Genomic DNA, 25,024 nt, shown 5'->3' with positions numbered 1-25,024 from the left:
CGATCAATCAATTATTCTTGTGGCATATCAACAAGGTATGCCCAACGCCTAAATTATCGTGACGCTGTTCTACTTCGAACCCCGCCATTTCAAGATAGCGATAAAACTTCTCTACGCTGTAGAAACGGCTGTTGCCGTTGGCCATACAGGTAAAATAGAGTGAAGACGCATTCAGACTAAATGATGCTGCTTCAAATTTCTGCGCATCCCAGAACAATTCCAGAATGTACAGGCGGGCGCCAGGTTTCATGACCTGTGCCACGTTACTGAGTATGGTGATGATTTGTTCTGGCGAGAAACAGTCCAGGAACTGACTCATCCACCAGATATCCGCTTCTCCGGGTAGGGGGGCGTCACTCAGCATATCCACAGCATGAAAATCGATGCGATGGGCAAGGCCAGCATTTTCTATATTTTCCCGTGCCAGTGCAATTTGTTGCGGTAAATCTAATAACGTGACCGCGATATTTTCATCGTACTGGCAACAGCGTAGCGCCCATTTCCCGGTATTACCGCCTACATCGTACAGCCTTGCGGGCTGGCTGGCGAATACATAGGGCAGCGCTGCAGTGAAGGCGCCATCGGAATAGTAATGGTCGAAGGCAAACCAGCTTTTGCGCGCCGCGGGTGGTAGCTGTGACAAGGCAGGGTAAATCGTTGGCCACTCACCAAAAACTTTTAATCCTGACGGCTTTCCCTCCTGGAGCGCATTTTCCAGAAAGAATAATCCTTGATAACAAACGTCTTGAGTAAAATCCATATTTACTCGCGTCATCGGATCATGAAGTAAGAAATGTCCTATTTTAGAGAGGTGGTAGCGTTCCTCTTTATAGGTCAGGATACGACCGCTTAATCCCATATCGAGCAAAACGCTAACGGCATATTCTTTTCCGTCGAAAATTTCACTGATGGCTGCAAACGTTGCACCGCGTTTACCTTGTTGGTCCAGATAACCCAGAATACCTGAGTTGCGTAGACATAATGCGGTTTGAAAGAGCATGGGGGCAAAAGCAATACGCTGCGCTTCAGTAATGGCATCAAGTGCGCTGAGAGAATCCTTTTGGTACACGTTCGGTACAACCTTATTACAAATAATCGGCGAAACGGGTCAGTAGTGACCCGTATGTATATTTATTGTTGCAGAGCGGTGTTTGCTGCCAGCGTAACCTGAATATCTTTATCGAGGTTGTGTACCCAGCGGTTATAGTTTCTATGAATTTTTCCATTGGCGGCCATGAGATTAATGCTACTCACATAGACAATAGAATAACTTGTTGCGGAGTAGTTAATTTTAATATCCGCGACATGGTCGCGATTTTGCAATTTACCTTTTATGACGCCAGGGCCCGCGTCAGACATAATCCATTGGCGCTGAGCACCTGCTTTGATAATGGCATCCTTGACCTGCGCTTCCGTATGGCCGGCGCTCACTATCGCATTGACCTGTTCAATAGGGGCTGTCCGTGCGCAACCGGCGAGCGCACCGACAACCGTAGCGGCAATCATCCAGTGAATAATTTTTTTCATGAATACTCCATGTCAATATATTGGCTACTGGCATTAACTTATGCCACGTAAGAAACTTTTATATAGGCTGATATGCTGTGGTTGTTCTGTCAGGCAATATGTTCATCTGTATTAAAACGGGCCGGAGGGGGAAATATGATGTTATTAAAATATTAACATCATGATAAACAATGAGACGCTATCAGAGCCGTGAGGAAGTATAAGTAATTTAACCCTGCTCAGGCAATAGCGATAATTATTAATGTGTATATATCCTTCCATTAAGGAAAGTCGAATAATCGTCGCGGCAATTTATGCTGATGAGCGCGGCGATGGCGCCGCTGAGGTTATTGCCATCGGAAGGCTGCTTTTCAACAGAAGTCGTGGTAATAGTGGCTCTGTATAGTACAAATCTGGTGGAACCTGATGCCCGAACCCGTCGCCGAACCGGCGCTCAATGGACTGCGCCTCAATCTGCGGATTGTCTCCGTGGTTATTTTTAACTTTGCCAGCTACCTCACCATCGGCTTGCCGCTGGCGGTACTTCCTGGCTATGTGCATGATGTAATGGGCTTTAGCGCTTTCTGGGCCGGCCTGGTGATTAGTCTGCAATATTTCGCCACGCTGCTCAGCCGCCCGCACGCCGGGCGCTACGCTGACCTGCTGGGGCCCAAAAAGATTGTCGTCTTCGGCCTCTGCGGCTGCTTTTTAAGCGGTCTGAGCTATCTGCTGGCCGCCTGGAGCAGCGGCTGGCCGCTGGTTAGCCTGCTGCTGCTATGCCTCGGGCGAGTCATTCTCGGCATCGGCCAGAGCTTTGCCGGCACCGGCTCGACGCTGTGGGGCGTCGGCGTTGTTGGGTCGCTGCATATCGGGCGGGTCATCTCATGGAACGGCATTGTGACCTACGGGGCGATGGCGATGGGCGCCCCGCTCGGCGTGCTGTGCTATTCGCAAATTGGCCTCAGCGGCCTGGCCGGGGTCATTATGGCGGTTGCGCTGGTGGCTATCCTCTGCGCGCTGCCCCGCGCAGCGGTGAAGGCGGCGAAAGGCAAAGCAATGTCGTTTCGCGCGGTGCTCGGGCGGGTGTGGCCCTACGGCATGGCGCTGGCCCTGGCCTCCGCCGGTTTCGGGGTTATCGCCACCTTTATCACGCTGTTTTATGACGCCAAAGGCTGGGACGGGGCGGCCTTCGCCCTGACGCTGTTCAGCTGCGCGTTCGTTGGCGCGCGGCTGCTGTTTCCCAACGCCATTAACCGCCTCGGCGGGCTGAACGTGGCGATGCTCTGCTTTATCGTGGAGATCATCGGCCTGCTGCTGGTCGGCTTTGCCGATACGCCGCTGCTGGCGAAAATCGGCACCTTTCTTACCGGGGCCGGGTTCTCACTGGTCTTTCCGGCGCTGGGCGTGGTGGCGGTGAAAGCGGTGCCGCAGCATAACCAGGGGTCGGCGCTGGCCACCTATACCGTGTTTATGGATTTGTCGTTAGGCGTCACCGGGCCGCTGGCCGGCTTGCTGATGGCGTGGACCGGGATCCCGGTGATATATCTGGCGGCGGCAGGTCTGGTGATGGCGGCGCTGCTGCTGGGCTGGCGGTTAAAAAAACGGCCCCCGGTCAGCGAACCGGAGGCCGTCGCACCAGGCCAGTAATTACTGGATGGTGAGGGTGCTGATGATGCTTTCCGCTTCGGTCTGCGCCTGCTGCTGGTTGTCCGCCGGCAGGGTGACCTGCAGGGTCAGCAGTTTGTCATCCACTTTGCCGAGGAGCACGGAAGACCAGGCGGTCTGCCCCTTGGCGGAGATGATGCTGTCCAGCTGCTGCAGGGTGTGACCTTTGATCTCCAGCGATTTATTGCTCACCACCTGCAGCTGCGGGTCGCGGCTACGCTGCTGATCTTCCAGACGTTTCGCCAGCACCGCCAGGTCTTCATTGGTGCTGTCGCCGACGATGACGATGACTGCTTTCTGGCCGGTGGCGTCAGAATAGACGTGCATGTTGTTCGCCTGAGTGCCCAGTTTGCCGCTCTGGTCGGCCATGCCCGCAGGCAGGGTGAAGCTCAGTTTGCCATCCAGCAGGCTGATCGCCTGGCCGCTGGTGTTGCTCTCCGCTGCTGCCCCAACGGTTGGCGCTTTTGAATCGCTGTTATCGCAGGCGGCAAGCCCCATCACCAGCAGGCCAATACCGACATATTTAACCAAATTGCGCATTGACATCTTCCTTTCGATAAACGGCCACTAATGGCTCATCCGGCTATCTTAACACATCAGCCCGCGAGTACCTTTAACTCGGCTGCAATGCCGACAAATCAGATTTATCCGCCAGCCTTTTCAACAGCATATTTAACAGTACGCCGTACATCGGCAGGAAGAAAATGATGCTGATAAGCACTTTAAAGCTGTAGTCGACGAGGGCGATTTCCCCCCAGTGGGCGGCCATAAACGGATCCGGGCTGCGCCAGAAGGCGATGAAGAAGAACGCCACGGTATCGCTGATGTTGCCGAACAGCGTCGAGGCGGTGGGGGCCAGCCACCAGCGGCGGCTCTGCCGCAGGCGGTTGAAGACGTGGACGTCGAGGATCTGCCCTAGCGCATAGGCCATAAAGCTGGCGATGGCGATACGCGCGACGAAGAGATTAAAGGTGCCCAGCGCCGCGAAACCCTGCCACTCGCCCATGTAAAACAGGGCGGAGATGGCGTAGGAGATGACCAGCGCCGGGACCATCACCGCAAAAATAATGCGTCGCGCCAGCGGTGCGCCAAAAATTCGCACCGTCAGATCGGTGGCGAGGAAGATAAACGGAAAACTGAACGCCCCCCAGGTGGTATGGAAACCAAAGATGGAGATCGGTAGCTGAACCAGATAGTTGCTGGAGGTGATCACCAGCAGATGAAATAGCGAAAGCCAGACGAGCGCTTTTTTGCGCTGTACGGTAGTAAACGGATTCATATTGTGACCTTTTTATGCCCGTCATGCTTCAGGTAAATGAGCAATCGGCAGCGGAACGTTGGGGTGAGGGAACCCAATGAAAAACGGCTGCATGATACTGCGTTGCCGGCGTAATGCAATGGTTGTTTTTCGCGCAAACGTTAACCTGGCTTGCGTACTGGCGAACTGGGGGTAAACTAGGGCCGTTTTGTTGATGTGAGACTAAAATGAGCGAACTTTTCTCCACTCCAGACCACACTCTGGATGCCCTGGGACTGCGCTGCCCGGAGCCGGTCATGATGGTGCGTAAAACCGTGCGGACAATGCCCGTCGGCGAGACGCTGCTGATTATTGCTGACGATCCGGCCACCACCCGCGATATCCCGGGATTCTGCCGCTTTATGGAGCATGAGCTGGTGGCCCAGGAAACCGAAGCTCTGCCGTACCGCTACCTGATCCGCAAAAGCCACTGAGCCTCTCCCGGATAGCGGCGCGTAGCGCCTTATCCGGGCTACCCGACGGTCTGGAACCGTAGCCCTGCTAAGCGTAGCGCGAGCAGGGAAGCCGGTATCTATGCTACAACTTCTTACGCAATAACCGCAGCGCGTTAGCCGTTACCAGTACGGTGGCGCCGGTATCCGCCAGCACCGCCAGCCACAGGCCGGTCAGGCCGAGCAGGGTGGTGACAAGGAAAATCCCCTTCAGCCCTAAGGCAATCGCGATGTTCTGGCGAATATTCGCGTGGGTCGCCCGCGCCAGGGAGATCATCTGCGCCAGGCCGGTCAGACGGTTGTGGGTCAGCGCGGCGTCGGCGGTCTCCAGCGCCACGTCGGTGCCGCTGCCCATGGCGATGCCGATGGTCGCCGCCTTCATCGCCGGGGCGTCGTTGATGCCGTCCCCGACCATCGCCAGCGGCGCATCGGCATTCAGCGCCATCACCGCTTCGACTTTGTCCGCCGGCAGCAGGCCGGCGCGGAATTCCAGACCCAGTTCGCTGGCGATGGCCGCCGCGGCGCGCGGGTTATCCCCGGTAAGGATCACCCCCTGCACCCCCAGCTGGTGTAAGGCATCCACTGCCTGACGCGCGTCGTCGCGCAGGGTGTCGCGCAGCGCCAGGATGCCGAGAAGCGTCTCGCCGCGCATGACCAGCACCACCGTTTGACCGGCGCTCTCCAGCTGCTGGATCTGCGCCTCATGCTCTGACGGGGCGGCTTTGCTGGCCGCGCAGATCACGATACGGCTGCCGTTGACCTCGGCTTCGATACCGGAGCCGGCCAGCGCCCGCTGGCCGCTGGCCTGCGGAATACTCAACTGACGCCGCTGCGCTTCGCGGACGATAGCCTGCGCCAGCGGATGGCTGGAGCCTTGCTCAACCGCCGCCGCCAGCGCCAGCAGCGTGTTATCGTCATTCTCAGCCGTGGCGATGACCGAGGTCACCTGCGGCTGGCCGACGGTCAGGGTGCCGGTTTTGTCGAACGCCACCTGGCGCACCTGGCCCAGTTGTTCCAGGGCCGCGCCGCCTTTAATTAACGCTCCGCGTCGAGCGGCGACCGCCAGGCCGGAAGTGATGGCTGCCGGGGTGGAGATGACCAGCGCGCACGGGCAGCCGATCAGCAGCAGCGTCAGCCCTTTATAAATCCACGGCAGCCAGGCGCTGGCGAAGAGCAGGGGCGGGACAATGGCGACCAACAGGGCCACCACCATAATGGCCGGAGTGTAGATCCGGCTGAAGCGATCGATAAAACGCTCGATCGGCGCCCGACGCTCCTCCGCCTCTTCAATCAGCTTCAGGATGCGGTCGATGGCGCTGTCGCCCGGTTCGGAGATTACGGTCAGCTGCACCAGGCGGTCGACGCTGGTGGCGCCCGCCGCTACGCGTTCTCCGGCCTGGCGCTCCACCGGCACCGACTCGCCGGTCAGAGCGCTTTCATCAAAGCTGGCAAATGGCGACAGCAGCTGACCATCCGCCGGCAGACGCCCACCGGCGGCCACTTCGATCACATCCCCGGGGCGCAGATCGCGCTGGGCGACGGTTTCCCGCACGCCGTTGCGCAGGCGAATGGCGGTGTCGGGCTTCAGCGCCATCAGCGCGCTCACCCCCTGTCGCGCGCGGCTGGCGGCCCAGCCTTCGAGACGCTCGCCGATCAGGAACAGCAGCAGGACCATCGCCGCCTCTGCGGTGGCGCCGATAAACAGCGCCCCGATGGCGGCGACGCTCATCAGCGTTTCAATGGCGAACCAGCTCCCGCTCTTGATCAGGCGCAGCGCCTGGCGGGCAACCGGCCACAGGCCGACCAGGGTGGTGGCAATAAAGGCTAACTGACCGGCAGGGTGGTTGGCCTGCTCCAGCCCCCAGCTCAGGGCCATCATCATGATCAGCGTCAGCAACGGTAAATTGTCGCGCAGTCGCGAGCCTTGAGTTTTCTCTGACGCGGGGGCATCGGCATCGCGCAGCGCATAGCCTGCCTGACGTACCGCCTGCTCAACCTGAGCCCGAACGTCGCCCTCGGCGTTAACCAATAATTTTTCAGTGGCGAACAGCACCTGAACCTGACTGACGCCGGGCACCTGACGAACCGCCGTTTCCACCTTGCGGGCGCAGGCGGCGCAGTCCATGCCTGCAACCTGCCAGCTGTAGCGGGCGTCGCTGAGCGCTTCGGCGGCAGGCGCGCTCTCTGCGGCGCAGGCGTGGTCTGCGCAGCAGCTTTCCGCCGGGGCGGGCGCTGGCCGCATGGTGAATGACGAGAATTGTGGGACTTTTTTATCCTGCGCGTCTGGAGTCGACATGGCACCCTCCGGTAAATGATAATTTTCTCATTAGCCGTAGGATACACTCTGGAGTCGACTCCAGAGTCAAGGACTAAATTACAGGTACAGCGCGCGCACGATGAGGAAGTGGCCGGCAAAGTAAAACGCGGCGGCAATGGCGTTATCGGCGCGGAAACGGCGGCGATAGTGGCTCACCAGCCACACGGCATTGCTCAGCAGCAGCAGAGCGGCGCCGGCGAATCCGGACAGCGCGGTGTTGGTAGGGCGGGCAAACCACAGCTCACCGGCCAGCCAGACCATCACCAGCGTCATGCCGATAAAGGTCAGCACCGGCATTTTCATCTCTTCCAGCCGGCTCCAGATCACCGCCATCAGCAGGGCGCCGAATACCAGCAGCACCAGCGGCAGCGGCCAGAAGAATGACAGCGTCAGCTGGCTGGCGAACCAGATGGTATACAGCAGATGCGACAGGAAGAAGGCGCCCACCGCGTACATCACCCGCTGGCGCGGCAGCAGAGTCAGGGCGTCGCCGAGCAGGGAGGCGCACAGGCCGGCCAGCACCAGGTAGCTGATGGCATTGAACATCGGCGCCTGCCAGGCCAGCAACAGCAACAGAATCAGGGTGACAGGTTTAAATACCCAGCGTCGCCAGGCCGGCCCGCGATAGGATGCATCGACATAAAGCCATGCGGAGAAACAGACAGCAATAAATGACCAAAGCATAGTAAGTCCCTGTATCTGTTATCATAAGGAAAGTTACGGATGCGTGAAGCTACCACTCAGTGTAGTGGTTTGGCGCAGCAGATGACAATGTTATTCCAGTCGCAGTATGCTGATTCCTGATATTTTTTATGGGTAACCTTAATGAGTAAAATGCCGCTCTTTTTTGTTCTGGTCGTCGCGGTGATTGTGGTGGCGGCTTCGTTTCGCTATGTGCAGCAGCGCCGCGAAAAACTGGCGAACGACGCCGCGCCGGTGTTGCAAAAGCGGGTGATCGTCAGCAATAAGCGGGAAAAAGTGATTAACGATCGGCGTTCGCGGCAGCAGACGGTGACGCCTGCGGGCAGCGAGATGCGCTATGAAGCGAGCTTCCGCCCTGAGAACGGCGGGCTGGAGGTGGTGTTTCGCCTTGACGCGCCGCAGTATCATGCGCTGAGCGTCGGCGATCGCGGGATGTTGAGTTATAAGGGCACAGCGTTCGTGGCGTTCACGCCCGATGCCTGAGCCCTTGTCAGGACTATTTCTTCAGCGTCGCCTTCAGTTTTTTCTGCCAGGCGACGAGCTCAAACACGCCGAAGATAAAAATGCGGATTTGCTCAAAGCGGCCCAGCGGCGGGGCATCCTTCGGCTGCGTCGCCTTGAGCAGCGTCAGCTGCAGACCGTGCATCAGGATCATAAAAATCAGCGCGACGTTGACGAAGATATTCAGCGGCTTCGGGAAGGGCTGAAACAGATTCAATAACAGAAAGGCCCAGACGCACAGCATCAGCAGGCGGCCTAAATTAATCAGCATGGTTCTCTCCTTGGGCCTCACGTTGGTAAAGACGATACGCGACCTGTCCGGCCACTTTTTCACGATACAGATGCCAGTTCGCCGGTACCGGCGGTAAACCGTTTTCGACTTCGCTTTCGACGTACACCAGGGCCTCGTCGGCCAGCCAGCCCTGCGTTTCCAGCAGGCGCAGCGTCTCCTCCAGCAGCCCCTGACGGAACGGCGGGTCGACAAACACAATCTGATGCGGCGTGCCCGGTTGGCTCAGGAAGCTGAGGGTGTTAGTCGCGATCACCTTGCCGCGATCCGCTTTCAGGGTGGCCAGGTTTTTTTGCAACTGCTGAGCGACGCCGCGCTCCATCTCCAGTAGCGTGGTGCTGGCCGCATAGCGGGACAGCGCCTCAAGCCCCAGCGCGCCGCTGCCGGCAAAGCAGTCGAGGCAGTGCGCGTCAACGATGGACGGCGCCAGCCAGTTAAAAAGGGTTTCGCGAACCCGGTCGGTGGTCGGCCGCAGGCCCGGGCTCTCCGGCACCGGTAATTTACGGCCGCGCCATTGCCCGCCGATGATGCGGATCTGGCCGCTGCCCGCGTGGTTTGGTTTTTTCATCTCTCTGCTCAAGTCTCAACTTCCGGCCTGCTATTCTAGCGATCGACGGCGGTTGACGAAACCTTAATCCGGGGGCGGTGCTGCGAGTTAAGTTAAGTGATAGACTATCCAACTAATTTCATCATTTTTTCAGCTTCTGATGAAGCTGCGCCATGAATAAACAGCGAGGAGTGTGGTCGCAAATGGCAAAAGAGAAAAAACGTGGCTTCTTTTCCTGGCTGGGCTTTGGACAGAAAGAGCAGGCACAGGAAACCGAGACTGAACAAAAAGTAGAAGAACAACAAGCGGTTGCCCAGGAGACGCCGGCGGCGGAAACCCCTGCTGAGCCGAGCGCGCCGAAAGCGGACCCGGAGGCGTTTGCCGAAGAGGTCGTCGAGGTCACCGGGACGGTGGTCGAAAGCGAAAAGGCCCACCTCGCGGAGCCTGCCAGCGCGCCGGAAGAAGAGGCGGCGCCAGCGCCTGCTTTGGTTGAAGAGGCGCCGGTCGTCGCGCCGGAGCCTGCGGTCAGCGAACCGCTGAAGGCGGAGGAACAGCCGGCAGCGGTTGAGTCGCTGGTGGAGGACGTTATCGCCGAACCGGTGGCGGCGGAGGCCGTGGCTGAGCAGCCTGTAGAGGATGTCGTGGCCCAACCTCAGGAGACGGAAGCGCCGGAAGAGGACGCGCCGTTAAGCGATGAAGAGCTGGAAGCGCAGGCGCTGGCGGCCGAGGCGGCGGAAGAGGCGGCGGTGGTAGTGCCGGCGCCAGAGGAAGAGGCGCCGGTGGAAGCGCTGGTCCAGGAGCAGGAAAAACCGACGAAAGAAGGCTTTTTCGCCCGCCTTAAGCGTAGCCTGCTGAAAACCAAACAAAATCTCGGTTCCGGATTTATCAGCCTGTTCCGCGGTAAGAAGATCGATGACGATCTGTTTGAAGAGCTGGAAGAGCAACTGCTGATCGCCGACGTCGGGGTGGAAACCACCCGCAAGATCATTACTCATCTCACCGAGGGTGCCAGCCGTAAGCAACTGCGCGATGCGGAAGCGCTGTACGGTCTGCTGAAAGAAGAGATGGGCGATATCCTCGCCAAAGTGGATGAGCCGCTGAATGTTGAAGGCAAAACGCCATTTGTTATTCTGATGGTCGGCGTGAACGGGGTGGGGAAAACCACCACCATCGGCAAGCTGGCGCGTCAGTTTGAGCAGCAGGGCAAATCGGTGATGCTGGCGGCGGGGGATACCTTCCGTGCGGCGGCGGTGGAACAGCTGCAGGTCTGGGGCCAGCGTAACAATATCCCGGTGATCGCCCAGCACACCGGCGCCGATTCCGCCTCGGTGATTTTCGACGCCATTCAGGCGGCGAAGGCGCGCCATGTTGATGTGCTGATTGCCGATACCGCCGGGCGTCTGCAGAATAAATCGCACCTGATGGAAGAGCTGAAGAAGATCGTCCGGGTGATGAAAAAGCTGGACGTCGACGCGCCGCATGAGGTGATGTTAACCATCGACGCCAGCACCGGGCAGAATGCCATTAGCCAGGCCAAACTGTTCCATGAAGCGGTAGGTTTGACCGGGATCACCCTGACCAAGCTGGATGGCACCGCCAAAGGCGGCGTGATCTTCTCGGTGGCCGACCAGTTCGGCATTCCGATTCGCTATATTGGCGTCGGCGAGCGTATTGAGGATCTGCGTCCGTTTAATGCGGGCGACTTTATTGAGGCACTTTTTGCCCGAGAGGATTAAGAATGATTCGCTTTGAACAAGTCAGCAAAGCCTATCTCGGTGGGAGACAAGCGCTGCAGGGGGTGAACTTCCACCTGCAGCCGGGCGAGATGGCGTTTCTGACCGGCCACTCCGGCGCAGGGAAAAGTACCCTGCTGAAGCTTATCTGTGGTATCGAACGGCCCAGCGCCGGGAAAATCTTCTTCAGCGGTCATGAAATCAGCCGCCTGAAGAGCCGTGAGGTGCCGTTCCTGCGCCGCCAGATCGGCATGATTTTCCAGGACCACCATTTGCTGATGGATCGTACCGTGTATGACAACGTGGCGATCCCGCTGATTATCGCCGGCGCCAGCGGCGATGACATTCGTCGCCGGGTCTCGGCGGCGCTGGATAAGGTCGGGCTGCTGGACAAAGCGAAGAATTTTCCGATTCAGCTCTCCGGCGGCGAGCAGCAGCGCGTGGGGATCGCTCGCGCGGTGGTCAACAAGCCGGCGGTGCTGCTGGCGGATGAACCGACCGGTAACCTCGACGAGGCGCTCTCGGAGGGGATTTTACGTCTGTTTGAAGAGTTTAACCGCGTCGGGGTGACGGTACTGATGGCCACGCACGATCTGGGGCTTATCTCCAGCCGTCCGTACCGCGTGCTGACGCTCAGCGACGGCCATCTGCATGGAGGCATTCGGGGTGAATAAGCGCGACGCAATGAACCAAATCCGCCAGTTCGGCAGCAAGTTCGATCGCCTGCGCAACGCGGCGGGCGGCGGCGGCGGCGGGCGCAATGCGCCAAAACGGCCGAAAGCGGCGCCTAACCCGGCCTCGCGTAAGAGCAACGTGTTCAACGAGCAGGTGCGCTACGCCTGGCACGGCGCGCTCCAGGATTTAAAAAGCACGCCGCTGGCGACCTTCCTGACGGTGATGGTTATCGCCATCTCGTTGACCCTGCCAAGCGTCTGCTACATGGTCTACAAAAACGTCAGCAGCGCGGCGTCACAGTACTATCCCTCGCCGCAGATCACCGTGTATCTGGAAAAAACGCTGGATGACGATGCCGCGGCGCGGGTGGTCGGCCAGCTGCAGGCGGAGCAGGGCGTCGACAAGGTGAACTATTTGTCACGTGACGAGGCATTGGGTGAATTCCGTAACTGGTCCGGCTTTGGCGGCGCCCTGGATATGCTGGAAGAGAACCCGCTGCCGGCGGTCGCCATCGTGGTGCCGAAGCTGGATTTCCAGAGCACGGAAGCGCTGAACACCCTGCGCGATCGGGTATCGCGGATCCAGGGGGTCGATGAAGTACGGATGGACGACAGCTGGTTTGCCCGCCTCTCCTCGCTCACCGGGCTGGTGGGCCGCGTGTCGGCGATGATCGGCGTGCTGATGGTGGCGGCGGTGTTCCTGGTGATCGGCAACAGCGTGCGCCTGAGCATCTTCGCCCGCCGCGATACCATTAACGTGCAGAAACTGATCGGCGCCACCGACGGCTTTATCCTGCGTCCATTCCTCTACGGCGGGGCGATGCTGGGCTTCTCCGGCGCGTTTTTATCGCTGATCCTGTCGGAGATTCTGGTAATGCGCCTCTCGTCGGCAGTGACCGAGGTGGCGAAGGTGTTCGGCACCCAGTTTGAGCTGAGCGGCTTAGGCTTTGACGAGTGTCTGCTGATGCTGATCGTCTGCTCGATGATCGGGTGGGTGGCCGCCTGGCTGGCGACAGTGCAACATTTACGTCACTTTACTCCCGATTAAAAAAAGCGTGATATAATCTTTCCCTGCTGCAATGAGTTCCTGTTCGCAGGGAAAGATACCGCAAGCTTGTTCTCCTTTTCCTGCCCTCACTTTTTCATCGTGGTGTCACATTTTGTGCGTAATTTATTCACACCGTTGCAGGGAACTTGTGGATAAAATCACTGTCTGATACTAATGTGAGTGATATTCTCGTTGCTCATGAATGCTGGCATGCTTGTTGCCTGATGGGGACAAGACCACGTCAGAAGATATCGATTGAGAGGATTTGAATGACCAAAGAAATGCAAACTTTAGCTTTAGCCCCCGTTGGTAACCTGGAATCGTACATCCGGGCCGCTAACACTTGGCCGATGCTGTCGGCTGATGAAGAGCGGGAGCTTGCTGAAAAGCTGCATTACCAGGGCGATCTGGAAGCAGCGAAAAAGCTGATTCTGTCTCACCTGCGCTTTGTTGTTCACATTGCTCGTAACTACTCGGGCTATGGCCTGCCGCAGGCGGATCTGATCCAGGAAGGCAATATCGGCCTGATGAAAGCCGTGCGTCGCTTCAACCCGGAAGTGGGTGTGCGCCTGGTCTCCTTCGCCGTGCACTGGATTAAAGCCGAAATTCACGAATACGTGCTGCGCAACTGGCGTATCGTGAAGGTCGCTACCACCAAAGCACAGCGTAAGCTGTTCTTTAACCTGCGTAAAACCAAACAGCGTCTGGGTTGGTTCAACCAGGATGAAGTGGAAATGGTGGCCCGTGAGCTGGGCGTGTCGAGCAAAGACGTCCGCGAGATGGAATCCCGTATGGCGGCCCAGGACATGACGTTCGACATGTCGTCGGACGATGAATCCGACAGCCAGCCGATGGCGCCGGTCCTTTATCTGCAGGACAAAACGTCAAACTTTGCCGACGGCATTGAAGACGACAACTGGGAAGAGCAGGCGGCGAATAAGCTGACTGACGCGATGCAGGGCCTGGACGAGCGTAGCCAGGATATCATCCGCGCCCGCTGGCTGGACGAAGACAACAAGTCCACGCTGCAGGAGCTGGCTGACCGCTACGGCGTCTCCGCAGAGCGCGTGCGTCAGCTGGAAAAGAACGCCATGAAAAAACTGCGTGCCGCGATCGAAGCCTGATACGCCACCCCTGCCTGACGCCAGGCACCCCGATAACGCCCCGCCTCAGGTTGGGGCGTTTTGTTTTTCTGCGCCATCCATGGGCAGCAGCACCTCTGGACAGTGCGTCCGCAGGCACCCTATCAGCACGCTGAACGCCGGCGCCATCTGCTCCTCGGGCTGGCTGGCAAATCCCATCAATAATCCTTTCTTACGCGCCGCCGTCAGGTAGTAGCGCGAGAGCGGCCGCACCAGAATGTGGCGCGCATTGGCCTCGCGGGCGATCGCCACATCGTCCGCCTCCTCCGGTAAATTGAGGATCAAATGCAGTCCGGCATTATCGCTGAAGTCCGACAGGGCGTCGGGCATACAGTGCCGCTGAATCAGCTCGGTTAAAAAGGCGCGACGACGGCTGTAGAGCAGCCGCATGCGGCGGATATGCGCCGAGTAGTGACCAGCGGTAATAAACTCCGCCAGCGCCATCTGGATCAGCGAATGGCCGCCGCGATAAAGCTCGGCGTGGGCGTGCTTCAGATCGCTGACCAGCGGGCGGGGGATCACCACATAGCCCAGGCGCAGGCCGGGATAGAGCGTCTTGCTGAAGGTGCCGATATAGACCACCGGCGCATCGGCCACCAGCCCCTGCAGGGCGGGGATGGGCTGCCCGGAAAAGCGAAACTCGCTGTCATAATCATCTTCGACGATCCAGCTGCCCTGCTGGCGGGCGAGCGCCAGCAGCCGCTGACGGCGTTCAAGGCTCATCACCGCGCCCAGCGGATACTGGTGAGAGGGGGTGACGAAGATGAGCCGCGGCGCATCGTCAACCGTTTCTGGCGGGCACAGCCCATTGGCATCGACGGTGATGGGGGTCGCCCGGACGTCGTTCATCGCCAGCACATGGCGAATGCCCCAGTAGGAAGGCTCCTCCACCCACGCCAGATCGCCGTTGTCGCACAGCATGCGAGTGACCAGGTCAATCGCCTGGTGGATCCCCTCGGTGATAAGAATTTGATCTGCCTGACAGTGGACGCCGCGCGATACCCGCAGATAATCCACCAGCGCCTGCTGCAGCTCCGGGGTACCGCCGTTGCAGCTGTAGCTGAGCCGCTCCGGCTTTGGCCGACGGCTGATGCGGGCCTGGATCTTGCTGAACAGCGGATGGGGAAAGGCGTTAACGTCCGGTACGCCGGGAATAAACGCTCCCCACTGGCGTGGGCTGGCGCTGACCTGGCCGAGCAGGTGCTGGCCGCGGCGTGAAAGATGCGCCGTCGATGTCGCGATACTGCTGTTTTCCCGCTTCCCCTTAGCGGTCAATGAACTTTCAGGCGCGGTTTGGGCAACGAATGTTCCGCTTCCCCGACGGGAAACCACATATCCTTCCGCCAGTAATTGTTCATAAGTTGTTAATATGGTGTTTCTTGATACGCCGAGCTCTCCCGCCAGGTCCCGCGACGGCGGCAGGCGGCTTTGCGGCGCCAGCGAACCGTCAAGGATCGCGCGGCGAAGCGCGTTGTATAAGCGTTTGTGCAGAAGAGGGTCGCGCTCTTCCTGCAGACGGACCAGCACCAGGTCACCCACCAGCGAACGCAATTGGATCCCTCAGATATTCAAAATTGGTACTCGATTATAGGGCCAACTCCTGTGTAAATAAACGACATCGTTTCTAATTTGTTGCGATAACGTGACATACACGACAGGAGATTCGCAGGTGAAAAGCTCAGAACTGAATCAACGTCGCCAGCAGGCGACGCCGCGCGGCGTAGGCGTAATGTGTAACTACTTTGTCGAGAAGGCGGAGAACGCCACGCTGTGGGATATCGAAGGCAATGAGGTGATCGATTTCGCCGCCGGTATCGCCGTGTTAAATACCGGTCACCGTCATCCGAAGGTGGTTGCCGCGGTCGCTGACCAGCTGCAGGCGTTCACCCACACCGCCTATCAGATTGTGCCGTACGAAAGCTATGTCACGCTGGCGGAACGTATTAACGATCTGGCGCCGATTGACGGGCCGGCAAAAACGGCCTTCTTCACCACCGGCGCGGAAGCGGTCGAGAACGCGGTGAAAATTGCCCGCGCTTACACCGGCCGTCCGGGGCTGATTACTTTCGGCGGCGGCTTCCACGGCCGTACCTTTATGACCATGGCGCTCACCGGTAAGGTCGCGCCCTACAAAATCGGCTTCGGGCCCTTCCCGGGCTCGGTGTATCACGGTGTCTACCCGAATGCGGCGCACGGTGTCTCTACCGCGGATGCGCTGAAAAGCCTGGAGCGCATTTTCAAAGCGGATATTGCGCCGGACCAGGTCGCGGCCATCATCCTCGAGCCGATCCAGGGAGAAGGCGGCTTTAACGTCGCGCCAGCCGATTTCATGCAGGCGTTGCGCGATCTGTGCGATACCCACGGCATTCTGCTGATCGCCGATGAAGTGCAGACCGGTTTCGCCCGTACCGGCAAGCTGTTCGCCATGCAGCACTATGATGTGAAACCGGATCTGATGACGATGGCGAAAAGCCTCGCCGGCGGTTTCCCGCTGTCGGGCGTCGTTGGTCGCGCCGAGGTGATGGATGCCCCAGCGCCAGGCGGCCTGGGCGGAACCTATGCCGGTAACCCGCTGGCGGTAGCCGCGGCGCACGCGGTGCTGGATGTGATTGCTGAAGAGCAGCTGTGCCAGCGCGCTGAACAGCTGGGTAGCCATCTGCAGGAAGTGCTCAACCAGGCGCGCGCCACCTGTCCGGCGATTGTCGATGTCCGCGGTCGGGGGTCGATGGTGGCGGTGGAGTTTAACGATCCGCAAACTGGCGAGCCGTCGCCGGAGTTCACCCGCCAGGTGCAACAGAAAGCGCAGGAGAACGGCCTGCTGCTGCTGAGCTGCGGCGTCTACGGCAACGTGATCCGCTTCCTCTATCCGTTGACGATTCCGGACGCCCAGTTCTCGAAAGCGCTGGATATTCTGGCGCGCGTACTGAAGAGCTAACGTCTCCCGGTGGGCTGCGGCGGCAGGGAAGCCGAACAGAAACAGGAAGCCGCAGCCGGCTGTTCATGCTCAGCGTGAGTGGTTTATCACCCTGATATCACCTTTTTTCCGGCGGAGAAAACCGCCGGAGTAAAACGGAAAGTATTATGTCTGAAAACTCCACCTTTTCTCCCGCCCTCACCGGCCGGGAACGTACGGCTGTCCCTGCAAAATCTCTGAGCTTCGTCGAAGGGGTATCGATGATTGTCGGTACCAATATCGGCGCGGGTGTCCTCTCCATCGCCTATGCGTCAAGCAAAGCAGGCTTTTTACCGCTGCTGTTCTGGCTGGTGCTGGTGGGCAGCCTGACCACGGTGACCATGCTCTATGTCGCGGAATCTACGCTCCGCACGCGTAAACATCTGCAGCTCAGCGGATTATCAAAGCGCTACGTCGGCGGCTTTGGCGCGCTGATGATGTTCCTCTCCGTCTGCGTCAACAGCGTCGGCGCATTGACGGCTTATATGACCGGCAGCGGCAAGCTGCTCTACTCCCTGTTTGGCATTTCGCCGGCGCTGGGCAGCGTGCTGTTTTTCGTCCCGGCGGCAGGGGTGCTGTATCTGGGGCTGAAGGCGATCGGCCGCGGCGAGAAATTTATCAGCATCGGTATGGTGGTGATGATCTCGGTGCTGGTGATTGCCACGCTGCTGAAAGAGACCACCCGCGTGGGCTATCTGCTCGACGGCAACTGGCTGTATATGGTTCCGGTCTTCAACGTCGTGGCGTTCTGCTTCTCGGCACAGTATATCGTCCCGGAAATGGCGCGAGGCTTCGCCGACAAACCGGAAAAATTGCCTAAAGCCATTATGGTCGGTATGGCGCTGACCTTTACCCTGCTGGCGCTGGTGCCGCTGTCGGTGATCTCGCTTAATGGCCTGGACAATATTTCGGATGTGGCCACCATCTCCTGGGGCAGGGCGCTTGGCGAATGGGCCTTCTTCTCCGCCAACCTGTTTGCGCTGTGCGCGATGTTGACCTCCTACTGGGGACTGGGCGGCAGCTTCCTGACCAATATCTTCGATCAGTTCCGCCTGGGGAATGATGAACAGCCCGCCCGCCGCTTGATGGTGCTGCTGGTGGTGGCGATCCCGCCGTTCGTGCTGGCCTACAGCGGTATGGTCTCTTTCGTCAACGCGCTCTATTTTGCCGGGGTGTTCAGCGGCGTTATTTTATCGATTATGCCGATCCTGATGCTCAAGGGCGCCCGCCAGCGTGGCGACCTGACGCCGGGCTGGACCTGTCCGGCCTGGATGACCCATCCGCTTATCCAATGCTTCATTGTGTTGTTGTATCTTTGCAGCGCCGTCTACGCGGTAGCGTCCGCGGTAGGCTACCTGCCCGCTGGCTGGTAATCAGGGCCTGTTTTGCACCGCGTCCGGTTCATGCTGGCGCGGTTTTTTTATTTGTCACTTATCTGTTACATAGCCCGCAATTTAGTCGTTTCAAATTCCTCAGAATGACGGTATGTTTAGCATAGTGTGCTGCAAAAGCGCGAGCAGCCCCCGGTTGGTTAGCTATCATATGCTTTTCCTATCGATATAAACAAAATAATGCGCTAACAAACAACATCACAACAAATGCAAAAACCATAATAATGGGGAGCCTCAGGATGAATATGAAGGGTAAAGCGTTACTGGCAGGATGTATTGCCTTAGTTATGAGCAGCGCGGCGCTGGCGGAAGATATCAAAATCGCGGTAGTCGGGGCGATGTCCGGCCCGGTGGCCCAGTACGGCGATCAGGAGTTTACCGGCGCCGAGCAGGCGGTAGCGGATATCAACGCGAAGGGCGGCATTAAGGGCAATAAGCTGCAGATCGTAAAATATGATGACGCTTGCGACCCGAAACAGGCGGTAGCGGTCGCCAACAAAGTGGTCAACGACGGGATCAAATACGTTATCGGCCACCTGTGCTCCTCTTCCACTCAGCCGGCGTCTGACATCTATGAAGACGAAGGCATTCTGATGATCACCCCCGCTGCGACCGCGCCTGAGCTGACCGCGCGCGGCTATAAGCTGATCCTGCGCACCACCGGTCTGGACTCCGACCAGGGACCAACCGCGGCGAAATACATTCTCGACAAAGTGAAGCCGCAGCGTATCGCAGTCGTGCATGACAAACAGCAGTACGGCGAAGGCTTGGCCCGTGCGGTGCAGGATGGCCTGAAAAAAGGCGGGGCGAACGTGGTCTTCTTCGACGGGATCACCGCCGGTGAGAAAGATTTCTCCACTCTGGTGGCGCGCCTGAAGAAAGAGAATATCGACTTCGTCTACTACGGCGGTTACCACCCGGAAATGGGCCAGATCCTGCGTCAGGCCCGCGCTGCCGGTCTGAAAACCCAGTTTATGGGACCGGAAGGCGTAGCGAACGTCTCCCTGTCTAACATCGCCGGCGAGTCGGCGGAAGGCCTGCTGGTGACCAAGCCGAAGAACTACGACCAGGTGCCGGCGAACAAACCGATCGTGGATGCGATCAAGGCGAAGAAACAGGATCCGAGCGGCGCCTTCGTCTGGACCACCTACGCGGCGCTGCAGTCGCTGCAGGCGGGCCTGAATCAGTCTGACGATCCGGCGGAAATCGCTAAATACCTGAAAGGGGCGACGGTAGACACCGTGATGGGCCCGCTGTCATGGGATCAGAAAGGCGACCTGAAAGGCTTCGAGTTCGGTGTCTTTACCTGGCATGCTAACGGTACGGCGACCGACGCCAAATAATTTAACCGGCGCCTTTCACGCTGCAAATGCGTTGTCTGCGCCCCTCAACCCCGGTCACTTACTGATGTAAGCTCCCGGGGATTTCGGGTCTTGACGCCTTTTTGCAACGCGAAATGCTGGGTTAAATGGGTGGGGCGCCTTTCACGCTGCTAATGCGTTGTCTGCCCCCCTCAACCCCGGTCACTTACTGATGTAAGCTCCCGGGGATGTCGGGTCTTGACGCCTTTTTGCAACGCGAAAAGCTGGGTTAAATGGGTGGGGCGCCTTTCACGCTGCAAATGCGTTGTCTGCGCCCCTCAACCCCGGTCACTTACTGATGTAAGCTCCCGGGGATGTCGGGTCTTGACGCCTTTTTGCAACGCGAAAAGCTGGGTTAAATGGGTGGGGCGCCTTTCACGCTGCAAATGCGTTGTCTGCCCCCCTCAACCCCGGTCACTTACTGATGTAAGCCAGGTAGCCCGGCTAAGCGAAGCGCCGCCGGGTTCTTCCTTGGCCATGCTCCGCTTATTGGGGCTACGGCTTAATGCTTTTCCCAACCGGTCTGCTGGGCGCTAAAGCCGAGCGCCTGCATAAAGGCCGCCATCACGCCGCGGTCTTCCACCCCGCGGTCGGCGACGCGCCAGCTATTGATCGCCGGGTTATCACGCAATGTCTCTTCCACTAAATATTGCCCGACGCCGCGGCGGCGGGTCACTTCACGCACGCACAGATCGCTGAGCTCACCTTCGACGCCGCGCAGGGTAACGCGCACAGCGCCCAACAGGCGCTCGTTAAAGCGGGCGGCATAGAGACGATGGTTTTCATCCAGGGTCAGCGTCGACAGATCCTGCGACGGCCAGATTTTCCCCAGATCAATGCGATCCTGATCGCTGAAGTGCTGTAAACGGATAATAGTCAGTTTCATGGGCGGCAAGTCCAGTGCAAAACAGAGGCGCCAGTGTACCCAAAATTGCTGTCTGGCGGAGCGCTGTTTTTTGCGCAGACATCAGGGGATTCGTTTTCCTGGCGTTGTTGGGGTAGCGCAATCCGTCATGGATCGAAAAATAAGCAGGATTTTAACCTAATGTGCAGCGTTTTATTCCGCCTTATGTATCGTTATTTTATGCTGCCGCATGGACTTTTTTTTGTTTATCTTCAGCAAAATACAGAATATTATCTTTGCTTAATCGACTGAAAAATAGAGATTTTAATCTGTTTTTTAGTGAAAAGCTGCGCTAAACCATTAAACTCAATGGTAAAAATGGCGTTGTTTAATAAAAGCACAGAATGCTTTTTAACCATAAAAATACAAAACATTTACACCACATCACGAACGGGGTTCTGCAGCATGAAAAGGAACGCGAAAACCATCGTCGCGGGCATTGTCGCATTAGCGATGTCGCACGCGGCGATGGCCAAGGATATTAAGGTCGCCGTGGTCGGCGCGATGTCGGGTCCGGTGGCCCAGTGGGGCGACATGGAGTTCAACGGCGCGCGTCAGGCGATTAAAGACATCAACGCCAGCGGCGGTATTAAGGGCGACAAGCTGGTGGCCGTCGAATATGACGACGCCTGCGATCCGAAGCAAGCGGTCGCGGTGGCCAACAAAATCGTCAACGACGGTATTCAGTACGTTATCGGCCACCTGTGCTCCTCTTCCACCCAGCCGGCTTCCGATATCTATGAGGATGAAGGCATCCTGATGATCTCCCCGGGAGCGACCAACCCGGAGCTGACCCAGCGCGGCTATCAGTACATCATGCGTACCGCCGGCCTCGACTCCTCGCAGGGGCCGACCGCGGCGAAATATATCGTCGAGAACGTCAAACCGCAGCGTATCGCCATCATTCATGACAAGCAGCAGTACGGCGAAGGGCTGGCGCGTTCGGTGCAGGACAACCTGAAAAAAGCCGGGGCCAACATCGTCTTCTTTGACGGCATCACCGCGGGCGAGAAAGATTTCTCCGCGCTGCTGGCGCGCCTGAAGAAAGAGAACATCGACTTCGTCTACTACGGCGGTTACTACCCGGAAATGGGCCAGATGCTGCGCCAGGCGCGCTCCGTGGGGCTGAAAACCGTGTTTATGGGGCCGGAAGGGGTCGGCAACGCCTCGCTGTCCAATATCGCGGGCGCCGCGGCGGAAGGGATGCTGGTGACGATGCCAAAACGCTACGATCAGGACCCTGCCAACAGCGCCATCGTCAACGCGCTGAAAGCGGAGAAGAAAGATCCGAGCGGGCCGTATGTCTGGATCACTTACGCCGCGGTTCAGTCGCTGGCGCAGGCGATGGACAGAACCGGCAGCCAGCAGCCGCTGGATTTAATCAAAGATTTGAAAGCGCACGGGGCGAAAACCGTGATTGGGCCGCTGACCTGGGATGAAAAAGGCGATCTGAAGGGATTTGAGTTTGGTGTCTTCCAGTGGCACGCCGACGGCTCTTCGAGCGCGGCGAAATAAGCGCTGAAGATGAGTTATCCCTCCGCCCGCGATCCGCGGGCGGTTTGAAAAAGGTTACCTTATGTCCGAGCAGTTTCTCTATTTTCTGCAGCAGATGTTTAACGGCGTCACGCTGGGCAGTACCTACGCGCTGATCGCCATCGGCTATACGATGGTGTACGGCATTATCGGCATGATCAACTTCGCCCATGGCGAGGTCTACATGATTGGCAGCTATGTCTCCTTCATGATCATCGCCGCGCTGATGATGATGGGTATCGACACCAGCTGGCTGCTGGTCGCCGCCGGCTTCGTGGGTGCCATTGTGATTGCCAGCGCCTACGGCTGGAGCATTGAGCGCGTGGCCTATCGGCCGGTGCGTAATTCCAAGCGTCTGATTGCGCTGATCTCCGCTATCGGGATGTCTATCTTCCTGCAGAACTACGTCAGCCTGACCCAGGGCTCCCGCGACGTGGCGCTGCCGAGCCTGTTTAACGGCCAGTGGGTCGTCGGCCACAGCGACAGCTTCTCCGCGACGATCACCACCATGCAGCTGGTGATCTGGGTGGTGACCTTTATCGCCATGCTGGCCCTGACGCTGTTCATTCGCTACTCGCGGATGGGGCGCGCCTGCCGCGCCTGTGCCGAAGACCTGAAAATGGCGAGCCTGCTCGGCATTAACACCGATCGCGTCATTGCCCTGACCTTTGTCATCGGCGCAGCGATGGCGGCGGTGGCGGGCGTGCTGCTGGGTCAGTTCTACGGCGTGATTAACCCCTACATCGGCTTTATGGCCGGGATGAAGGCCTTCACCGCCGCCGTGCTCGGCGGTATCGGCAGTATCCCCGGCGCGATGATCGGCGGCCTGATCCTGGGTATTGCCGAGGCGCTCTCTTCTGCCTATCTCAGCACCGAATATAAGGATGTGGTTTCCTTTGCGCTGCTGATTCTGGTGCTGTTAGTGATGCCGACCGGCATTCTGGGCCGCCCGGAGGTGGAAAAAGTATGAAACCGATGCAAATTGCAATGGCGCTGCTCTCTGCTGCGATGTTCTTCATTCTGGCGGGCGTCTTTATGGGCGTGCAGCTGGAGCTGAACGGCACCAAACTGGTGGTGGATACCGCCGCCGATATTCGCTGGCAGTGGATCTTCATCGGCACCGCGGTGGTCTTTTTCTTCCAGCTGCTGCGGCCGCTGTTCCAGAAAGCGGTTAAGAACGTCTCCGGGCCGAAGTTTATTATGCCGGCGATTGACGGCTCGACGGTGAAGCAGAAGTTGTTCCTGATAGCCCTGCTGGTGATTGCCGTGGCCTGGCCGTTTATGGTGTCGCGCGGTACGGTGGATATCGCCACCCTGACGATGATCTATATCATTCTCGGCCTTGGGCTGAACGTGGTGGTCGGCCTTTCCGGCCTGCTGGTCCTGGGCTACGGCGGGTTCTACGCCATCGGCGCGTATACCTTCGCGCTGCTGAACCACTATTACGGTCTCGGCTTCTGGACCTGTCTGCCGCTGGCCGGCCTGGTCTCCGCGGCGGCTGGCTTCCTGCTTGGCTTCCCGGTGCTGCGTCTGCGCGGCGACTACCTGGCGATCGTGACCTTAGGCTTCGGCGAGATCGTGCGTATTCTGCTGCTCAACAATACCGAAATCACCGGCGGGCCAAACGGCATCAGCCAGATCCCGAAACCGACCTTCTTTGGCCTCGAATTCAGCCGCAGCGCCCGCGAAGGCGGCTGGGATACCTTCAGCAACTTCTTCGGCGTCAAATACGATCCCTCCGACCGGGTCATTTTCCTCTATCTGGTGGCGCTGCTGCTGGTGGTGCTGAGCCTGTTCGTTATCAACCGCCTGCTGCGGATGCCGCTGGGGCGGGCGTGGGAAGCGCTGCGTGAAGATGAGATCGCCTGTCGTTCGCTGGGCCTGAGCCCGACGCGCATCAAGCTGACCGCCTTTACCATCAGCGCCGCGTTTGCCGGCTTCGCCGGGACGCTGTTCGCCGCGCGCCAGGGCTTCGTCAGCCCGGAATCCTTTACCTTCGCCGAGTCCGCCTTTGTACTGGCGATCGTCGTGCTGGGCGGGATGGGCTCGCAGTTTGCGGTGATCCTGGCGGCTATTCTGCTGGTGGTGTCGCGTGAGCTGATGCGTGACTTTAACGAATACAGCATGTTAATGCTCGGCGGCCTGATGGTGCTGATGATGATCTGGCGTCCGCAGGGGCTTCTGCCAATGACGCGCGTGCAGTTGAAGCTGAAAAACGGTCAGGCGAAAGGAGAGCAGGCATGAGTCAGCCATTATTATCCGTCAGCGGCCTGATGATGCGTTTTGGCGGTCTGCTGGCCGTCAACAATGTGTCGCTGGAGCTCAAAGAGCGCGAGATCGTCTCGCTGATCGGCCCCAACGGCGCCGGGAAGACCACCGTCTTTAACTGCCTGACCGGTTTTTACAAGCCCACCGGCGGCACCATTCTGCTGCGCGATCAGCATCTGGAAGGGCTGCCGGGCCAGCAGATTGCCCGGATGGGCGTGGTGCGGACCTTCCAGCACGTGCGCCTGTTCCGCGAAATGACGGTGATTGAAAACCTGCTGGTGGCGCAACATCAGCAGCTGAAAACCGGGCTCTTCTCCGGCCTGCTGAAAACGCCGGCCTTCCGTCGGGCGCAGAGCGAAGCGCTGGACCGCGCGGCCACCTGGCTTGAGCGTATCGGCCTGCTGGAGCACGCTAACCGGCAGGCCAGCAACCTGGCCTATGGCGACCAGCGCCGGCTGGAGATTGCCCGCTGCATGGTGACCCAGCCGGAAATTCTGATGCTCGATGAACCGGCGGCGGGGCTGAACCCGAAAGAGACCAAAGAGCTGGACGAGCTTATCGCCGAGCTGCGTAACCATCACAACACCACCATCCTGCTTATCGAACACGATATGAAGCTGGTGATGGGCATTTCCGATCGCATCTACGTCGTGAACCAGGGGACACCGCTGGCCAACGGGACGCCGGAAGAGATTCGTAATAACCCGGACGTGATCCGCGCATACCTTGGTGAGGCATAAG

24 protein-coding genes are annotated in these 25,024 nt (G+C 58.6%); 14 read left to right on the top strand and 10 right to left on the bottom strand.

Annotated features, from left to right (window positions below; all coding sequences use genetic code 11):
* Positions 1-7 precede the first annotated feature (7 nt).
* On the bottom strand, positions 8-1,069 hold the full coding sequence (locus ABLU95_RS10070; protein ID WP_032454260.1) for a class I SAM-dependent methyltransferase: 1,062 nt from the start codon (positions 1,067-1,069) through the stop codon (positions 8-10).
* A 62-nt stretch (positions 1,070-1,131) separates the two neighbouring features.
* Positions 1,132-1,527, bottom strand: coding sequence for a hypothetical protein (locus tag ABLU95_RS10065; protein ID WP_023291239.1), 396 nt, complete (start codon positions 1,525-1,527; stop codon positions 1,132-1,134).
* Between the two features lie 405 nt (positions 1,528-1,932).
* On the opposite strand from ABLU95_RS10065, the gene ABLU95_RS10060 reads away from it, so the two are divergent.
* Positions 1,933-3,153, top strand: a complete 1,221-nt coding sequence (locus ABLU95_RS10060) for an MFS transporter (RefSeq protein WP_087827775.1) — start codon at positions 1,933-1,935, stop codon at positions 3,151-3,153.
* On the opposite strand, the gene ABLU95_RS10055 is transcribed toward ABLU95_RS10060, so the two are convergent.
* Together ABLU95_RS10055 and ABLU95_RS10050 are read right to left on the bottom strand one after the other, a co-directional pair.
* Positions 3,154-3,711, bottom strand: coding sequence for a DcrB family lipoprotein (locus ABLU95_RS10055; RefSeq protein ID WP_023291237.1), 558 nt, complete (start codon positions 3,709-3,711; stop codon positions 3,154-3,156).
* Positions 3,712-3,784: 73 nt separating this feature from the next.
* Positions 3,785-4,450 carry a 7-cyano-7-deazaguanine/7-aminomethyl-7-deazaguanine transporter gene (locus ABLU95_RS10050; protein ID WP_023291236.1) on the bottom strand — a complete coding sequence of 222 codons (666 nt, stop codon included), beginning with the start codon at positions 4,448-4,450 and terminating at the stop codon, positions 3,785-3,787.
* Positions 4,451-4,656: 206 nt separating this feature from the next.
* Between ABLU95_RS10050 and tusA the strand changes: the two genes are divergently transcribed.
* On the top strand, positions 4,657-4,902 hold the full coding sequence (gene tusA / locus ABLU95_RS10045) for a sulfurtransferase TusA (RefSeq protein WP_002920858.1): 246 nt from the start codon (positions 4,657-4,659) through the stop codon (positions 4,900-4,902).
* Between the two features lie 103 nt (positions 4,903-5,005).
* On the opposite strand, the gene zntA is transcribed toward tusA, so the two are convergent.
* Positions 5,006-7,216 carry a Zn(II)/Cd(II)/Pb(II) translocating P-type ATPase ZntA gene (gene zntA, locus ABLU95_RS10040; RefSeq protein WP_348879346.1) on the bottom strand — a complete coding sequence of 737 codons (2,211 nt, stop codon included), beginning with the start codon at positions 7,214-7,216 and terminating at the stop codon, positions 5,006-5,008.
* A gap of 78 nt (positions 7,217-7,294) precedes the next feature.
* The gene (locus tag ABLU95_RS10035) at positions 7,295-7,921 is read right to left on the bottom strand and encodes a lysoplasmalogenase (RefSeq protein ID WP_004173987.1); all 627 of its coding nucleotides are present in this window, start codon (positions 7,919-7,921) and stop codon (positions 7,295-7,297) included.
* A 150-nt stretch (positions 7,922-8,071) separates the two neighbouring features.
* Between ABLU95_RS10035 and ABLU95_RS10030 the strand changes: the two genes are divergently transcribed.
* Positions 8,072-8,422 (top strand): DUF2500 domain-containing protein, encoded by a 351-nt coding sequence (locus ABLU95_RS10030; protein ID WP_348879394.1) that lies wholly within the window; start codon positions 8,072-8,074, stop codon positions 8,420-8,422.
* A gap of 13 nt (positions 8,423-8,435) precedes the next feature.
* Here ABLU95_RS10030 and ABLU95_RS10025 read toward each other — a convergent pair whose 3' ends face one another.
* Positions 8,436-8,711, bottom strand: coding sequence for a DUF1145 family protein (locus tag ABLU95_RS10025; protein ID WP_004202092.1), 276 nt, complete (start codon positions 8,709-8,711; stop codon positions 8,436-8,438).
* Positions 8,701-9,297, bottom strand: coding sequence for a 16S rRNA (guanine(966)-N(2))-methyltransferase (gene rsmD, locus ABLU95_RS10020; RefSeq protein ID WP_023291233.1), 597 nt, complete (start codon positions 9,295-9,297; stop codon positions 8,701-8,703). The genes ABLU95_RS10025 and rsmD overlap by 11 nt, the downstream gene beginning before the upstream one ends.
* A gap of 182 nt (positions 9,298-9,479) precedes the next feature.
* Here rsmD and ftsY point away from each other — a divergent pair, with 182 nt between their 5' ends.
* The 4 genes from ftsY to rpoH all read left to right on the top strand — a co-directional run bounded on the left by ftsY (position 9,480) and on the right by rpoH (position 13,855).
* Positions 9,480-11,012: a signal recognition particle-docking protein FtsY gene (gene ftsY, locus ABLU95_RS10015; protein ID WP_348879393.1), complete on the top strand. Its 1,533-nt coding sequence runs from the start codon at positions 9,480-9,482 to the stop codon at positions 11,010-11,012.
* A gap of 2 nt (positions 11,013-11,014) precedes the next feature.
* A complete protein-coding gene (ftsE, locus tag ABLU95_RS10010; RefSeq protein WP_004202097.1) occupies positions 11,015-11,683 on the top strand; it encodes a cell division ATP-binding protein FtsE in 669 nt (222 codons plus the stop codon).
* Positions 11,676-12,731 (top strand): permease-like cell division protein FtsX, encoded by a 1,056-nt coding sequence (gene ftsX, locus ABLU95_RS10005; protein WP_002920816.1) that lies wholly within the window; start codon positions 11,676-11,678, stop codon positions 12,729-12,731. Before ftsE ends, ftsX begins: the two co-directional genes overlap by 8 nt.
* A gap of 269 nt (positions 12,732-13,000) precedes the next feature.
* Entirely contained in the window at positions 13,001-13,855 is an 855-nt protein-coding gene (gene rpoH / locus ABLU95_RS10000) for an RNA polymerase sigma factor RpoH (RefSeq protein WP_002920815.1), read from the top strand.
* Between the two features lie 45 nt (positions 13,856-13,900).
* On the opposite strand, the gene ABLU95_RS09995 is transcribed toward rpoH, so the two are convergent.
* A complete protein-coding gene (locus tag ABLU95_RS09995; RefSeq protein ID WP_243805901.1) occupies positions 13,901-15,424 on the bottom strand; it encodes a PLP-dependent aminotransferase family protein in 1,524 nt (507 codons plus the stop codon).
* A 118-nt stretch (positions 15,425-15,542) separates the two neighbouring features.
* On the opposite strand from ABLU95_RS09995, the gene ABLU95_RS09990 reads away from it, so the two are divergent.
* The 3 genes from ABLU95_RS09990 to livJ all read left to right on the top strand — a co-directional run bounded on the left by ABLU95_RS09990 (position 15,543) and on the right by livJ (position 19,560).
* Positions 15,543-16,808 carry a 4-aminobutyrate--2-oxoglutarate transaminase gene (locus tag ABLU95_RS09990; RefSeq protein WP_023291230.1) on the top strand — a complete coding sequence of 422 codons (1,266 nt, stop codon included), beginning with the start codon at positions 15,543-15,545 and terminating at the stop codon, positions 16,806-16,808.
* Positions 16,809-16,954: 146 nt separating this feature from the next.
* Complete coding sequence (locus tag ABLU95_RS09985) at positions 16,955-18,199, top strand: amino acid permease (RefSeq protein ID WP_060589716.1); 1,245 nt, start codon at positions 16,955-16,957, stop codon at positions 18,197-18,199.
* 257 nt (positions 18,200-18,456) lie between these two features.
* Positions 18,457-19,560 (top strand): branched chain amino acid ABC transporter substrate-binding protein LivJ, encoded by a 1,104-nt coding sequence (gene livJ, locus ABLU95_RS09980; RefSeq protein ID WP_002920812.1) that lies wholly within the window; start codon positions 18,457-18,459, stop codon positions 19,558-19,560.
* 520 nt (positions 19,561-20,080) lie between these two features.
* Here the strand turns inward: livJ and panM are convergent.
* Positions 20,081-20,464: an aspartate 1-decarboxylase autocleavage activator PanM gene (panM, locus tag ABLU95_RS09975; protein WP_023291228.1), complete on the bottom strand. Its 384-nt coding sequence runs from the start codon at positions 20,462-20,464 to the stop codon at positions 20,081-20,083.
* A gap of 423 nt (positions 20,465-20,887) precedes the next feature.
* Here panM and livK point away from each other — a divergent pair, with 423 nt between their 5' ends.
* The 4 genes from livK to livG all read left to right on the top strand — a co-directional run bounded on the left by livK (position 20,888) and on the right by livG (position 25,023).
* On the top strand, positions 20,888-21,997 hold the full coding sequence (gene livK / locus ABLU95_RS09970) for a high-affinity branched-chain amino acid ABC transporter substrate-binding protein LivK (protein WP_048298510.1): 1,110 nt from the start codon (positions 20,888-20,890) through the stop codon (positions 21,995-21,997).
* A gap of 61 nt (positions 21,998-22,058) precedes the next feature.
* Positions 22,059-22,985, top strand: coding sequence for a high-affinity branched-chain amino acid ABC transporter permease LivH (gene livH / locus ABLU95_RS09965; protein ID WP_002920807.1), 927 nt, complete (start codon positions 22,059-22,061; stop codon positions 22,983-22,985).
* A complete protein-coding gene (gene livM / locus ABLU95_RS09960) occupies positions 22,982-24,259 on the top strand; it encodes a branched chain amino acid ABC transporter permease LivM (protein ID WP_004202111.1) in 1,278 nt (425 codons plus the stop codon). Before livH ends, livM begins: the two co-directional genes overlap by 4 nt.
* Positions 24,256-25,023, top strand: coding sequence for a high-affinity branched-chain amino acid ABC transporter ATP-binding protein LivG (gene livG, locus ABLU95_RS09955; RefSeq protein ID WP_023291227.1), 768 nt, complete (start codon positions 24,256-24,258; stop codon positions 25,021-25,023). The genes livM and livG overlap by 4 nt, the downstream gene beginning before the upstream one ends.
* The last annotated feature ends 1 nt before the right edge of the window (position 25,024 follow it).

The sequence above is a fragment of the Klebsiella sp. GG_Kp146 genome, assembly GCF_040061975.1.
In the GTDB taxonomy this organism is placed as follows: Bacteria; Pseudomonadota; Gammaproteobacteria; order Enterobacterales; family Enterobacteriaceae; genus Klebsiella; species Klebsiella quasipneumoniae.
The sequence above is the reverse complement of the archived record's forward strand: the minus strand, read 5'-3'. Positions and strand labels throughout refer to the sequence as shown.